General features: G+C 57.2%; 13 protein-coding genes. 8 read left to right on the top strand and 5 right to left on the bottom strand.

Features of this window, described 5'->3' with window-relative positions; translation table 11 throughout:
• Nucleotides 1–5 precede the first annotated feature (5 nt).
• Together AAGD24_RS18555 and AAGD24_RS18550 are read right to left on the bottom strand one after the other, a co-directional pair.
• Nucleotides 6–2453, bottom strand: coding sequence for an ATP-binding protein (locus AAGD24_RS18555; RefSeq protein ID WP_379865924.1), 2448 nt, complete (start codon nucleotides 2451–2453; stop codon nucleotides 6–8).
• Nucleotides 2450–4261 (bottom strand): ATP-binding protein, encoded by a 1812-nt coding sequence (locus AAGD24_RS18550; RefSeq protein ID WP_379865923.1) that lies wholly within the window; start codon nucleotides 4259–4261, stop codon nucleotides 2450–2452. The genes AAGD24_RS18555 and AAGD24_RS18550 overlap by 4 nt, the downstream gene beginning before the upstream one ends.
• A gap of 106 nt (nucleotides 4262–4367) precedes the next feature.
• Between AAGD24_RS18550 and AAGD24_RS18545 the strand changes: the two genes are divergently transcribed.
• From AAGD24_RS18545 to AAGD24_RS18520, 6 genes are read left to right on the top strand one after another with little or no spacing between them, the layout of a single operon-like run.
• Nucleotides 4368–6065, top strand: coding sequence for a diguanylate cyclase (locus tag AAGD24_RS18545; protein WP_379865921.1), 1698 nt, complete (start codon nucleotides 4368–4370; stop codon nucleotides 6063–6065).
• A gap of 10 nt (nucleotides 6066–6075) precedes the next feature.
• Nucleotides 6076–7221, top strand: coding sequence for a response regulator (locus tag AAGD24_RS18540; RefSeq protein ID WP_007155203.1), 1146 nt, complete (start codon nucleotides 6076–6078; stop codon nucleotides 7219–7221).
• On the top strand, nucleotides 7214–7609 hold the full coding sequence (locus AAGD24_RS18535; RefSeq protein ID WP_379865919.1) for a response regulator: 396 nt from the start codon (nucleotides 7214–7216) through the stop codon (nucleotides 7607–7609). The genes AAGD24_RS18540 and AAGD24_RS18535 overlap by 8 nt, the downstream gene beginning before the upstream one ends.
• A 2-nt stretch (nucleotides 7610–7611) precedes the next feature.
• A complete protein-coding gene (locus AAGD24_RS18530; protein WP_040474748.1) occupies nucleotides 7612–7932 on the top strand; it encodes a DUF2288 domain-containing protein in 321 nt (106 codons plus the stop codon).
• An 18-nt stretch (nucleotides 7933–7950) separates the two neighbouring features.
• A complete protein-coding gene (locus AAGD24_RS18525) occupies nucleotides 7951–8322 on the top strand; it encodes a hypothetical protein (protein ID WP_379865917.1) in 372 nt (123 codons plus the stop codon).
• 35 nt (nucleotides 8323–8357) lie between these two features.
• Nucleotides 8358–9269 (top strand): lysine exporter LysO family protein, encoded by a 912-nt coding sequence (locus AAGD24_RS18520; protein ID WP_379865915.1) that lies wholly within the window; start codon nucleotides 8358–8360, stop codon nucleotides 9267–9269.
• 4 nt (nucleotides 9270–9273) lie between these two features.
• Here the strand turns inward: AAGD24_RS18520 and AAGD24_RS18515 are convergent, their stop codons facing one another.
• Nucleotides 9274–10482 carry an HD-GYP domain-containing protein gene (locus tag AAGD24_RS18515; RefSeq protein ID WP_379865914.1) on the bottom strand — a complete coding sequence of 403 codons (1209 nt, stop codon included), beginning with the start codon at nucleotides 10480–10482 and terminating at the stop codon, nucleotides 9274–9276.
• Entirely contained in the window at nucleotides 10479–11288 is an 810-nt protein-coding gene (locus AAGD24_RS18510) for a TatD family hydrolase (RefSeq protein ID WP_007155209.1), read from the bottom strand. The genes AAGD24_RS18515 and AAGD24_RS18510 overlap by 4 nt, the downstream gene beginning before the upstream one ends.
• Nucleotides 11289–11406: 118 nt before the next feature.
• Here AAGD24_RS18510 and AAGD24_RS18505 point away from each other — a divergent pair, with 118 nt between their 5' ends.
• Nucleotides 11407–12678 (top strand): D-amino acid dehydrogenase, encoded by a 1272-nt coding sequence (locus AAGD24_RS18505; protein WP_379865912.1) that lies wholly within the window; start codon nucleotides 11407–11409, stop codon nucleotides 12676–12678.
• Nucleotides 12675–13910: a methyltransferase gene (locus tag AAGD24_RS18500; protein WP_379865910.1), complete on the top strand. Its 1236-nt coding sequence runs from the start codon at nucleotides 12675–12677 to the stop codon at nucleotides 13908–13910. The genes AAGD24_RS18505 and AAGD24_RS18500 overlap by 4 nt, the downstream gene beginning before the upstream one ends.
• Before the next feature lie 5 nt (nucleotides 13911–13915).
• On the opposite strand, the gene AAGD24_RS18495 is transcribed toward AAGD24_RS18500, so the two are convergent.
• Nucleotides 13916–14398: a DUF4124 domain-containing protein gene (locus tag AAGD24_RS18495; RefSeq protein WP_379865908.1), complete on the bottom strand. Its 483-nt coding sequence runs from the start codon at nucleotides 14396–14398 to the stop codon at nucleotides 13916–13918.
• Nucleotides 14399–14478 lie beyond the last annotated feature (80 nt).

The raw sequence follows: 14478 nt of genomic DNA, 5'->3' as shown, positions 1-14478 counted from the left end.
ACCCATCACTCATCAGCACTCTCATCAGGTTTGATATCCAGCCAGAACGTCGAGCCGTACCCCTCCGTGGACTTGAACCCCACGCCACCCCCCATTTGAGACATGATCTCCCGGGTAATGGCGAGGCCGAGGCCTGTGCCGCCACGGCCTCGGGTGTCGGAGCTGTCAGCCTGGGCGAACTTTTCGAATATCCTGGGTTGGAAGGCTTCGGGTATGCCTGTGCCATAGTCCGTGACTTCAATGCGAAAAAGACCGTTGTGAAGGTGTGTGAATATGACAACCTCGGCCTCCTGCGGTGAAAACTTAATGGCGTTGGAGAGCAGGTTGTCGAGTGCCTGCCCGAGGCGCCGGGCATCGATAAAGGCTTTGGCCCAGGGATGTTGGTTTTCGAGCCGAAGTGAAATCTGTCGGTCAACCGCGTAGGTTGACACCCGATCCAGGCTGTCCTGAATGATGGCGCTGATGTTCTCGCTCTGCATCCGCAGCTCCATTTTGCCGGAGACCAGCTTTTCCATATCCAGCAGGTCGTCAATCAGGTGCCTTAATTGATCGCTGTTGCGGGCCGCGATGGCCACCATGGTTTTGACCTCGTCAGGCAGGGCGCCAAAAACACCACCTGCAATCAACCCGAGGGAGCCTGATATGGACGTCAGCGGGGTTCGTAGTTCATGGCTGACGGTGGAAATGAACTCGTTCTTCATCCGATCAACCTTACGACGCTCTGATATATCCTCCACCAGCGACCAAATCAGTGGCTTGCCTTCGATGCGTTCGATCATGACGCCCTGAATAAGGATTGGAATCCGAGCTCCATCCTTGCGCACGAACTCCTGTTCGAAGGGGCCGAACTGCCCGTGTTCTTTTAAATCAGAGATAGCCTGCTGGGTTTGTGTTTCAAAGTCGTCGGGAGTCACGTCCCAGTAATTCAGCGCGATAAATTGCGAATAGGAGTAGCCCGTAAAGTTAAGGAGTGCTGCGTTTACGTCAAGGTTTCGTCCACTCCGAAAATCGGTAAGTAGTATTCCGATGGGTGACAGTTCGAAGAAAGTGCGCAGTTGTTGTTCTCGCTCCTGGAGCTCAAGCTGGGCGCGTTTGCTCTCATCAATGTCGGCAATAAATCCGTGCCAGATCGAACTGCCGTCTGGTCGCCGCTCCGGGGTGGCCCGGCCCTGGACCCATTTCCAGGGTTCTCCCGGCCTACTGACTCGATATTGGCAATCCCACACCGCCAGGGATTTCCGGGATTGGTGGATGGCTTCTTCTACGGACCCCAGGTCGTCAGGGTGTATTGTGTCGAAAGCCGCACTTGCATCATGTTCAACGTCCTTCGGAGAAAGGCCATAAATGTCGCGTATGCCCTCGCTGCAATATAGAAAGCGCGAATGGCCATCCTTTTCCTCGTGATACTGATAGAGCATGCCGGGCACGTTCTCTGATAGCTTTCGCAGCGTATCCTCATGGGAATGTTGCTGGAGGAGGGCCGCCATCCATTGCGCCAGCCACACGATAAACAGGCGGTCCAGATCCGTGAATGGTCTGGATCTTGGCGATATTGATGAGAAATTAAGGGTGCCGAAGAGCTTGCCATCGAATTCTATTGGCGCAGCAATGTAGCTCTCGAGGCCCATTTGGGCATAGCAGGACTGATTGCGGTAGCGGGAGTCCGCCATATGGCTGATCGCCAGATGGTCGCCCTTTGCCAGCATCAGCGAGCAATAGGTTTGTGCCACCGGTAGTGAAAGACCAGCCTCCAGTGGAGAGTTGTCAGGCGCTCTGAACCAGCGAATCGTGTAAACCTCGCTGGTGATCTCGCTGACGATTCCGGTTTCCAATTCAAGATGTTGGCGTCCGAGATCCAGGGCCATGCCTATTTTTTGTTCCAGGGGCGCTGAGGCGTCCACCGTCAGGTTGTTCAGTGCACTCAGAATCCGGGTCTTCTCGAGTTGTTCCTGGCGGGATTTGCTCGCCTCGAAGTCATTGATCTCCTCATCGACACACCGGGCCAGCTCCTCGAGAAGTACACGCTGATCGTGGTCTAGCGTTCGTGGCCGGGTGTCTATGATGCAGAGGGTGCCCAAGCGATAACCGTCATGGCTGTGGAGTTGGGCGCCGGCATAGAAGCGAATGTGTGGGGGGCCGGTAACGAGCGGGTTGTCGGCGAATCGTGAATCCTCGTGGGTGTCCTCGACGATAAACAGACGATCACTGAGGATGGCGTGGCCGCAGAAGGAGAGGTCCCTGGGGGTTTCCCTGGCTTCCAGCCCCTGGCTGGACTTGAACCATTGTCGCTTGTCGTCGACCAGTGACACCAGGGCAATGGGGACTCCGAAGGCCAGCTTGGCCATGCGGGTAAAGCGATCGAATCGCTCTTCTGGTGACGTATCGAGCAGGTGTGTCCGCTTCAGCGCAAGAAGTCGTACCGCCTCATTGTATGGATGTTGGGGTGCTATCATGAGTCTGCTTCCTTATCAGAAACGGTCGACGATGCTTCCCCAAAAACCGGAATGTCGACCCAGAAGTGCGCTCCCTGGTTATTGTAGTAGCCAACCTCAGCATTCATCAGTTGTGCCAGTTCGGCACAAATGGCAAGCCCCAGCCCCGTGCCCTTTACCGAACGGGTGGTACCGGTTTCGGCCTGCGCGAATCGTTTGAACACGCTGTCGGCAAAGGAATCCGGTACTCCGGAGCCCTGGTCACTGACGGTTATCCGAACGCCGCCCGCTGAGTTGAGCCGGGCGCTTATAGTGACAACGCTCTCCTGGGGAGAAAATTTGATGGCGTTGCTGATGTAGTTGTCCAGAATTTGCCGTAACCGGTGCTTATCACAGAGCAGATGCGGTAACTCAGCGCTGTCTGAAACCAACCGGACGTGGTGTTCGGCGGCCATGGTGTTGTTGTCTTCAATGGCGCTATAAAGTATCGGTTGGATCGCTTCGCTTTGAATTCGCACTTTTAGGCTGCCATCCGACAACTTATTGAAGTCGAGCAAATCCGACACCAGCAGTTGCAGGCGCTCTCCGTTTCTCAGGGCAAGGCTGGCCAGTTTCTGGCTTTTGTCGTTGAGCTGCCCGGTTACGCCAGAAGTGAGTAGCTTCAACGCCCCGGTAAGTGATGTGAGTGGTGTGCGAAGTTCATGGCTGACGGAAGACATGAAGTGATCCTTAAGCCGTGCCAGGTTGTCTCTTTCTTCCAGGAGCTGGTTAAAAGCGCTGGCCAGATTACTGACCTCGGGAGTGCCGGACTCACTCAGGCGCATGGCTGAGTCAGGCCGTTCTGCCATACGCCGAATCCGACCAGTCATTCGATCAAGCGGTGACATGGTGGTCCTGACCAGCAGAAAACTCAAAGCGGCGATCACAACCGTGATCAGCAGGCTGATGTTGAAGAACTGAATAAACGATTGGCGGGCTGGCGTGGTCGCCTGTTCGTAAGGCACAGCACGGACGAACACCCATCCCAGACGCTGCAGGTGATTGGTGGCGTATATCAGTGGGAGGCCATCTTTGCTGTTGACCTGTCCGAAAGTGATGCCGGATAACGCAGCGTCCGTCAGGGCATCTTCGCCAGGAGATGGCAGGGGTTCGATATTCTGGGAGCCCTTGCCGGAATCCACGTACAGAAAGTTTTCTGTGTCGATGATTTTCTCGATACCCTGTGATTCAGCAAAGCCTTTGCGTCGGTTTTCTGGTAACAGGCTGGTCTTGCCCAGGTCCAGGGTGCCACCTGCGAAGCCAAGTAGATCCCCGTCGTCGGTTTCGATGGGCGCCAGAAAGGATAGCAGGGGCCTGCCTGTGGTCCTTCCGATGATGGGCTTGCTGACAATGGGCCGTCGAGTTTCCACGGCCTCCTGGAAGTGGGGGCGATCCATGTAGCAGGTCCCAATACGATTTGGAACGTGCACATTTTCCGCTACGGCACAGCCTTTGTCGTTGAATATGAGAAGCGCCGCCGGGAACAGGTCCTGAAGCGTCGTCTGGCGGGCCAGTGCTGCATTGAGATCAGACTGATCCGCAAGGCGGTCGTCGGCAGCAAGCTGCGACGCAAACGCTGACAGAGAGTTCAAACTGAGCTGCAGCCTCTGGTTGACGCGCTCGGAGGCTCTTTCAGCCTCGATAATCTGGCGTTGAGTGAGCAGGTCTTCGAAGTCCTGCACCAGAGCCTGGTAAGCGATCGCAATAACGGCGGACACAGTTGCAAGGCTGCCGATGACGATAATGATGGCCACCCGGCTGCTAAGTGAAAGCGATTTGCGCGGCCGCAATGAAATTCCCCACTGTTGCGTTTTGACGGATAATGTTCTGTGATGAAAGAAGGTTAGCTCAATTGACGCGTTTATATTAGCAAAAACTCAAAGCCTGAGATTTCTTATGGGAAAGGATCCAAAAGCGGATATCGCCGACAAACTCGCGCAATTGCGACTCAGCTTTCGTGGTAAGGCGGAGGGAGAACTCGATCAGTTAAGCGAAGTTGCTTCAAGGATAACCGGGGGTGGTCAGGAGCAGCGACTGCTGCGTGAAGACGTGATGTCGGCCTACCAGCTCCTTCATCGTCTGGCCGGTTCCGCGGGAACCTTCGGATATACGGCGTTGGGAGCGGAGGCGCGTAGGTTGGAGCAACGCCTTAAACCATTGGTGGAAAAATATCCGTTGCATGATGACGCCAGCCCCGGCGTTCCCAGCGAGGAAATTCCACAGGTTATCGATACCCTGGCACAGGCAAGGCAACTGCGTTCTTTGCTGGATGAAACCTCGGTGCCAGCAACCCGCCGCACCAACGATCCTGAGCGCTTAAACGATCAGTACAGTCTGACGGCCTCGGATGTTCATGTTGTCCTGTGTGGGCTGTCAGAAGGTTCGCAGGTTTTTCTGGAGTACGCGCTCTCAAATCACGGTTTCTCGATATCGCACCAAGAGGTTTCTACCCTCTCGTTCAGCGGGACGCCGGGGGTAACCCTTGTGGTGACCAGTGAGGACGTACTTTCCGAGGTGTCTGCAGTGCTCGATACCAAGGCCGGGAACGAGAACATATTAAAACCACCGCTAATTTGCATCGGCAGCAGGGATGATTTTAAAACCCGGTATACCCTGGCCGAGAACGGGGCAGATGCACTGATTACGGAACCGGTTGATGCCACCATACTGGCGGACAATATTGAGCGTTTGGTCACGGAGCGGAGCCGAACGGTTTCCGGGAAAATACTGATTCTGGATGACGACGAAGATCTTGCAGGGCACTACCAAGCGGTTCTTGAAGGAGCGGGTTTTGTCGTCCGCGCCATCAGCAATCCCGAAACGGTGTTGTCGGAACTTTCGGAATTCTCCCCCGACATAATGTTGCTGGACGTGCGTATGGGAGCTTATTCCGGGCCAACAGTGGCGAAGCTGGTCCGTTTTGATCCCGAATGGGTCAGCCTTCCGATTATTTACCTTTCGTCTGAGCAGGATAAGCAGGTTCAGCTTGAGGCGATGGCAAAAGGAGCGGATGAATTCCTGACCAAACCCGTATCCGACAGCTATCTTGTGCGCGCGGCTCAGATTCGCTGCTACCGCGCCCGTCAACTGAACGAGCTTCTGATACGGGACAGCCTTACAGGGCTGTTGAAGCACTCGTTCATCAAGCACGAAGTCGACAAGGAACACGCCCGGTGCAGGCGACAGTCGCGGTCTTCCGTTGTCGCCATGCTGGACCTGGATCACTTCAAGAAGGTGAATGATCAACACGGGCACAGAGTGGGTGATATTGTCATTAAGGCACTCGCAAATCTGCTCAGGCAACGTTTACGTTCCACCGACATGATCGGTCGGTACGGTGGGGAGGAGTTTGCGGTGGTTCTGCCGGAGTGTACGGTGCAGGAAGGGCAGTCGGTGCTGGCGCAGGTCTGCAAGACGTTCTCAGACCTGTCGTTCCACAATGATGGCGTCAGCCTGTCGGTGACCCTCAGCGTTGGTATTGCCGCGTTGGGTTCATTTGAGTCCGGTAGCGATGCGCTTAACGCAGCCGATCAGGCCCTATACGAGCGCAAAAAAGCGGGCCGTAACGGGGTGACCATTTTCCAGCAGGGATGAAGCGAGCGTTATGAAGGCACTTATTCTGGAAGATGACACTCTGTTGGCTGATCTGCTGGAAACGGTGGTTGGCGGGCTTTATCCCGGAATGGATGTTTTTGTAACGGCATCCGTCAAGGGAGCCTTGGCACATTGGTCTAAACACGGTGCTGACCTGATGATCATCGACTGGAACCTGCCGGATGGCTCCGGCCTTGAGGTTATTCGCGCTGCCCGCGAGAAGAGCAGCAAGGCCGCCATTGTCATGATCTCCGGTCGCGCTGACAGGGAGTCGGTTCTGAAAGCCGCGCGCTATGGCATCAATGGCTATATCAGCAAGCCGTTCAATGTGGAGATGGTGCACGAAAGGCTGACAGCACTGGTGGATCCCGCCGATTTTGATCGGGAGTCGCAACCCGATCTGGAACACCTGCTGCAGACGTCGGTGGACTCCGTTATTCAACTGCCTTCCGCCATTGATACGGCACGGGTTCTCGAATTGATGGCACGAAAACAGGATATCTCGCCATCGCAACTCGCGGAGCGGTGGAATGGCGAGGTTGCTCTCACAACCCGCCTGCTTGATGTGGCCAATAGCGCCTCGTTCCAGAAAACCGGTGAGCCGGTTCGCAGTTTGCGTGACGGGATTGCAACCATGGGCGTGGATATGGCCTTGCGGCACGCCATGGCGATGTCACTGGATATTGGCGGCCAGTTACGCGATCCCCGTTTGGCGAAGAAAGCGACAGCCTTTCTCGAAACAGCCGAAAAGGTGGCCCAGGAGGCCGCACGGATTGCTCTGCGTATCGGGGTCGATCAATCCGCGGTGCATACGGCGGCCCTGCTCAGTCGGGTCGGCGAACTGGCGGTGCTCAAGGTGATGCAGCAGTGCCTGGATCGCAAAGGCGTGGTTTCCGATGAGCAGATTGAGGACGGGCTAAAGGCTTGGGCTCAGAATTATGGGAATCGTCTCAAAGTGCAGTGGCATCTGCCTTTGCAGTTGAGAGAGCTGATTGGGGCCGTTCACTTTTTACCGCGTGACGCCACAAGCGAGTCAAAACTGGTTATGCGTGCCTCCGCCTTGATCGCGGATGGGCAGAATCAGGACGAAGAGTGTTTGCGCTTGCTGCGCAGACTGGGGGTGGATAACCAAGACAGGGGTAAAGACGATGGCTAGCCCGGTTGGAGAGCTTCAGCGAATTCTTTATGTGGAGGACGATGCCGACATCAGGGCCGTGGCGGAGTTGGCGCTGGAAACCGTTGGGGGATTTTCGGTAAAAAGCTGCAGCTCCGGTCAGGAGGCGCTTGTTGAAGGCCCGGATTTTGAGCCCGAACTGATCCTGCTGGATGTTATGATGCCGGGGATGGATGGCCCGTCTACCTTTCAGGCGTTGCGGGAAATTCCGGCATTGAGCACGACACCTGTGGTGTTCATGACCGCTAAGGTGCAAACTGAAGAGGTGGCGTTCTACCGGGAGTTGGGAGCGGTTGATGTGATACCCAAACCGTTCGATCCCATGACTCTTGCGGATCAGATACGTGAAATATGGACGTCCAAGGTGTGAACATGATGACGAAAGAATCGCCAGAGGCGCTCAAGCAAAAACTGAATCTGGAAACGTCCCGGATCAACTGGCATGACCTGCAGGTTTATTATGCCCGTGGCCATGTCGTGAAGGTGGTGCCGGAGCTGGACCTTCTGGATGTAGCGGCTGAGCTGTCTGCGGACAACAAGACCCAGTTTGAGCGTTGGTTGGCCGACAACAAAGTGGGCGACGTTGCTCCGGATCTTGCCCGCCACTGGTATGACGAGAATACGGAACTCTGGGCGGTGGTGATTGCGCCCTGGGTGCTGGTGCAGGACAGGACCGGGCATGTACTTCACTGAATACCCTGGAATCAAGCCGTGAAACTGCACTACTTTCATGGGCGTGGCCCGCTACGGGCACTGGTTATGGTTCGGGAGCTGCGCCGGGTAGAATTGTTCATCAAACCAGTCGGTGAGGACATCTGGGCGTTGGTGGCACTCAGTGGCTCGGTGGATGGTCAGCCAGAAAAACACCGATGCCAGGGCCCCTATCGTTCCATTACCCAGGCGGAAGCGGTGCTGCGCAGTGTCGCGGGTGCGCTGATGGGGCAGGATTACCAACCCCAACCCAACGACTATGTGGTCTGGTCGGTGATGGCCCAGCGCCTGGCGCGCACCATCCGTACCGATCGCGATGCCAGTGCCGGCAAGTTTCATTTTGACCCTGATCAGTACGAACCTATCGGCTGATCTTTCCCACCCATACACATTGTTCCGAGGACTTCATGCTGACCGGCGCACTGCTGATCCTGGCACCGCTTTTCCTGGGTTTTGCCCTGGCACTCGAGAACCGCCATTTGATGACGGCCATTCACTACGGCGTTGAAGGGCTGGTGTATTTTATCCTGGCACTCTTGGGGCTGAGCCTCGGGCAGATGGAAGGTGTTGGTGGCCAGTTGGCCAATATGGCATCCCAGGTCGCGGTGCTCGTGGTGGTACTGTTTGGGGCCAACATGGTGGGGCTGTGGTTGTTTCATCGCTGGCAGCCTATGGCGGCGCGGGAGGATCAGGAGGATCAGCCTCGTGGCTACCGCCGCCTGTTCCTGGCGGGGTTGAAGCCATTGGTGGCCGTTGTGGTTGGTGGTTTGGCCGGTTTCTACTGGTTACCGGACCTGCCCATGGCCGAAGACGTGGCGACCTGGTCGTTAATGCTGCTGTTGTTTCTGATCGGCCTGCAACTGCGCAATGCCGGCCTGTCCCTTCGTCGGCTGCTGCTCAACCGGCAGGGACTGGGCATTGCGTTGGCGATGGCCGGCAGCTCTCTGCTCGCCGGTTTTGCAATGGTACCGTTACTGGATGCTGCCTGGCATGAGTCATTGGCATTGGCGTCCGGGTTTGGCTGGTATTCCTTGTCCGGTATTGTGATTGGCGATGCCCTGGGGCCGGCCTGGGGTGGCGTGGCCTTTCTCAACGACGTGATCCGGGAGATTATTGCGCTTGCGATCATTCCTCTGTTGATCGGTCAGCGACCGGCCATGGCCATTGGTTATGGGGGAGCGACTGCCATGGACTTCACCCTGCCGGTGATCCGCAGCAGCGGAGGCCTGGACTGCGTGCCCGTGGCGATTGCCTCGGGGTTTATTCTGTCGTTCCTGTCTCCCATCCTGATGGCGGTGTTCCTGTCCATGGGAGGATGATGTTTCAGACCAGAAATTTTCTGACGTCGATCTTGTAGTCTTCCGGGTCCACTGAGCGCAGAATCCGATCCTGGGTGCCGGGTTTGGCCAGGTCCAGGGTGTCGACGGTGATAGGCGTGCGAAAACGGGTGTTGTACATCACGCGCAGTACGGGCAATCGCTGGTCTTCGTCGTTGGTTTCGATGACGACACCGAGACGGCCGCTTTCCAGAAGTACCAGTGAGCCAATGGGGTAGAGGCCCACACAACGAATAAACTCCTTCACCAGCGCCGGGTCCAGATGGCTTCCGCTCCATTCCAGCAGTTTCTTCAGGCCCTGGGTTGGGGTCATGCCCTTGTGGTAAACGCGATCAGAGGTAATAGCGTCGTAAACATCGGTAATGGCCACCATGCGACCGTATACGGAGATTTCCTCGCCTTTCAGGCCCTCAGGGTAGCCACTGCCGTCAAGGCGCTCATGGTGCTCTGCGGCGGTGACAATAGCCAGCTCGCCAATACCCTCGGTCGCCTTGAGGATATCCCGCGAATGCCGCGCATGGGCTTTCATGACCTCAAACTCTTCGGGCGTCAGCCGTCCCGGTTTGTGGAGAATATCATCCGGCGTGAGGATTTTTCCGATGTCATGGAGCAGTGCGCCAACGATGGTCTGATGTAGTGCCTCCGGAGGAAGTTTGCGGTAGTTTCCGAACAGGGACATCAGCACGCTGAGATTGACCGAGTGTTCCAACAGGTAGTTGTCCTTCTCGCGGATACGACCCAGGCAACTGAGGGCATTGGCGTTGCGCAAGATAGAGCTTTGGAGCTCGTCAGCCAATCGGTGAATGGGGGCTATGTCGATAGCCCCTTCAAGCTTCACACTTTTCATCAGGTTGCCTACCAGCCCCTGGGCCTGGTTGTGCACCTGCTGGGCAAACACCATTTCCTCTGCAACCGCCACCCGTTTGAAAACGCCGGGCGCCTGCTCACCGGCACGCTGCAGGGCGGATTCATTGCGGCGGTCCACCTCATGGGCCGGTTCCGAATCCTGACAGTCCAGGCCCTTGGAAACATCGATGTAGACGTAGTCCACGCCCATACGGCGGATTTTTTCGATGGTGTCCGTTTTTTTGATCACGCCGCGACGGCGCTGGGTGTTGTGAGGAATCCAGTCGTTGTTCAGGTCGGTGATGTACATGCCGACCTTGAGTGCCGAGACGGGGACGCGTTTGATCATTGCCGCTGGAAGAACGTTCTCAGGCTGTTGTCATAGGTTGTAGCCAATACGTTCTCCAGCGGTAGTTGTTTTACTTCGGCGATTTTCTCGGCAACAAACGGTATGTAGAAGGGCGCATTTTCCTTACCGCGATAGGGGACCGGGGTCAGAAATGGCGAATCCGTTTCCAGCAGGATTTGTTCGATGGGCGCCATGCGCACAATGTCACGCACGTTTTCAGCTTTGTTGAAGGTGGTGATGCCGTTGAAGCCCAGGCACCAGCCTTCGTCCAATGCGTATTGCGCCAGCCCTGGGCCCGACGTGAAACTGTGGATGACGCCGCGGCGTTTCAGAGTGCCTTCGAATTCCTTCAGGATGTCGATGGTATCGTCATCGGCTTCACGGCTGTGGATGACGACCGGCCGGTCGGTGTCGCAGGCGATCTGCAACTGGCGACGAAACACGTCACGCTGTACGTCCCGGTCTGCGTTGTCGTAGAAGTAGTCCAGACCGATTTCGCCGACGGCCACGATCTTGTCGTCGCCAGCGTGCGCGCGGATTTCCGCCTCGGCGGCGTCGGAATACTGTTCGGCATCGTGGGGGTGGACCCCTTGCGTGCCATACACCCAGGGGGCTGTTTGACTCAGTTCACGCACGGTCGCCAGGTTGTCCGGTGACACGGCAATGGTGATAACACGCTCGATATTGACCCGCTGCGCTTCGGCCAGGGTGTCCGCCAGGGGGCGATCCTTGAGGTAATCCAGATGGCAGTGGGTTTCGATAATCGGCTGATCGAAAACGGGAATGTCGCGACGTTTCTTGCTCATTGTCGGTTACTTCACTCCATCGCAACCAAAGCGTTGGCTGCTATCCTGAGAACTTTGTCACAGTAGTTTATCAGCTTGTTCGATTGTTGACCTACATTGCTGTCATAGGGAGAAGTACATGCACATCATCGTTGTGGGTGCCGGCGTGGTTGGTGTAACCACGGCGTACGAGCTGCAAAGCCGGGGCCATCAGGTAACCGTGCTGGAGCGTCACAGCGCGGCGGGGAATGAGACCAGCAGGGGCAACGCCGCCCAGCGCTCCTACGGCGTGGTCTATCCATGGGCAGACCCATCCATGGTGTTGAAGGCGGTACCCTGGCTGTTCAAAAAGGACGGCCCGCTGAAAATGTCGGTACCGCCGTCGATGGAAACGTTGCGGTTCATGTTCGCAACGCTGCGCTACGCCTGGTCGCCGGGCCTGTTTGGCCTGAACAAGCGCGCCATGATACGCCTTGGTATTCATAGCCGTGAACGTTTCCTGGCCCTTGAAAAGGCGCTTGGGTTGCGGTTCGACGGCGGCCACCAGGGCCTGCTTCATCTCGCCAGCACCCCGGAAACCCTGGAAAGCTACCGCGAAACCCAACGGTTGCTCGACGAACTGGGTATCCCCTCCCGACTGCTCACTCCCGAACAGGTTCGCGAACTAGAGCCCGGCATGATCGGGGATGGCCCGCTCTATGGTGCCCTGAGCTATGACACGGATGGCACTGGTGATTGCCATCTGTTTTCCCGTGAGTTGGCCAAGGCCTGCGAAACCAAAGGGGTGCAGTTTCGCTACAACACGGAAACCGAACATTTGGTGGCAGATGACCGGCGGATAACAGGGGTGACCATCCGCAAGGACGATGGCACATCGGAAACCCTTGAGGCTGACGCCGTGGTTGTCAGTGCTGGTTGCTGGTCGGGGCACCTTACCCGCCCCCTGGGGCTCGAATTGCCGATCTACCCGGTGAAGGGCTATAGCTTTACCGTACCGTTGAAAGACCCCGGCCGCGCGCCGGTGTCGACCATCCACGATGACAACTACAAAGTGGTCTCGACGCGTCTGGGTGACAGGCTACGCGCCTCCGGCTTTGTGGAATTGAACGACTTCAACCGCGATATTCCGGAAGCCCGGCTGGCCACGATTCGCAAATCCGTGGAATCCCGTTTCCCCGGCTGCGCCGATCTGGAGGCCGCCGAAACCTGGACCGGTTTCCGTCCCATGACTCCGGACGGCCCGGCTATCATTGGTCGCGGCCCTCGGGAGAACCTGTTTCTCAATACCGGGCACGGCACCTTTGGCTGGACCCTGTCTGCGGGCAGCGCTTCGGTGATTTCCCAGTTGATTGATGGGGATTCGCCGTCGGTGTGTCTGGATGCTTTCCGGCCTGGGCGATTTGCCGAATGACGGCGGGTTTACACCATTGCGCTGACGCTTTTTACCTGCGCTGGCAACGCTTGAACGATTGGCTGACGCAGCATCGCGAGTTCTGGCAACCGACGCCATTCGCCGATCCGAGCCCGGCCTGGGCAAAGAGCTGGCCGGCATTGGCGGACCGGGTTGCCCGGTTCTCCGACAGCGACTGTGAGCAATGGGGCGATGACCCTGTCGCTCTGGCTGAGTGGTTGGCCAGGGAGTTGCCATCTCTGCGGGAGGTCGGTGACCTGACCGACATTGCGCCGCTTGCCGTCGAATCCGCCGATCTGAATACCTTGCCTGAGGTCCGGGCGACGGATATGCCTGGCCGTAAGCGGCTTCAGGCTGGTGCCTTTGCAAGTGCCATCCATCCCCTGAAGCACGACGTGCTGGACTGGTGTTGCGGTAAGGGCCACCTGGCCAGAACCCTGGCGCCCCTGTGCGATGGTGACGTAACAGGGTTTGAATGGAACGCCACCCTGGTTGATGACGGCAACCGCCTGGCCCGGAAGTTCAGGGATACGGTTACCCTGCAGTGCCAGGATGTCATGGCCGATAATCTGACGATGCCGCCCGAAAGCCATGGTGTTGCCCTGCACGCCTGTGGCGACCTCCATCGCAGGTTGATCCGTAAGGTGGCTGGCGAGGGGCTGCCAAGGGTGAGCGTTTCACCTTGCTGCTATCACCTGACGACAGCATCGGACTACCAGCCTCTTTCCAGGCGCGTCCGGGCTGCGAAGACTGGTCTGGAGCTGACCCGCGACGAGCTGCGGCTGGCCGTCAGGGAAACCGTGACTGCACCGAAACGTGTGCGGGAGCAAAACCGCAGGGTCAGTTGTTGGCGCCTCGGGTTCGATGGTCTTCAAAGACAGCTTCGAGGCCTGGATGCCTACCTGCCGGTGCCGTCGCACCCGTCGCGGCTGACGAACGGCGATTTTGCCACCTTCTGTCGCTGGGCTGCCGGCAACCGCGGGCTGGAACTGCCCGAGGACACAGACTTTTGTGCCTGGGAGCGTCATGGCGAGCGGCGACTGCAGGAGGTGCGCCGCCACGAGCTTGTACGCCACCTGTTCCGGCGGCCACTGGAGCTTTGGGTGGTGCTGGATTATTCAATTTTTCTTGAGGAACAGGGGTATGACGTTCGACTGGGAACCTTCTGCGAGCGCCAGCTGACCCCCCGTAATCTGCTGATCGACGCGGTAAAGAGGCCTGCAGGCTGCTAAAGGGCTCAGGGCTTTCGGTACACCACGCTTTCCACACAGCCGTCCCGGAAATACACATAGGTCAGTTCATAGAGGGCGCCGTAGTATTTCGTCTGGTATACCCAGGTTTCCTGGGGTGTGGGGTAGGTTTCCGGAGGCCGGCCAAAGGCTTTCAGAACATGTTCTTTGGTCATGCCTTTCACCACTTGTTCCCGCACCAGATAGCGCCGCAAGTCGGTGGAGTTAATGAAGCGGCAGGTGTCGTCGGTCGCCTCCTGTGTGCTTTTTTCCGGCTCTTCCACTGTTTCATCAGGCTTTGGTGACGGCGGGAGATTCTGGCCGAAATTGCCGCCAATCTGGTTGTCGCGGATGGTGATTTCCTCGGAGTCTTCCCCGCAGGGCTGGTCCGAAAAACGAGTATCACCTCCGGCGTCGCACCGGTAAACCTGAGGCCACGCAGCAGCGGGTATTACCCATGCGAGAATAACGACGAACAATATTCGCTTCACAGTATTCCCTCGCGAGCCTGAACTTAAGAGCGCCTGTCCGCCTATAAAAAAGGCGCCCGAAGGCGCCTTTCCGTTGAGCT

It is taken from the genome of Marinobacter sp. M5B (assembly GCF_042604615.1).
GTDB lineage: Bacteria > Pseudomonadota > Gammaproteobacteria > Pseudomonadales > Oleiphilaceae > Marinobacter > Marinobacter salarius.
This window is presented reverse-complemented; position numbering and strand designations above follow the sequence as displayed.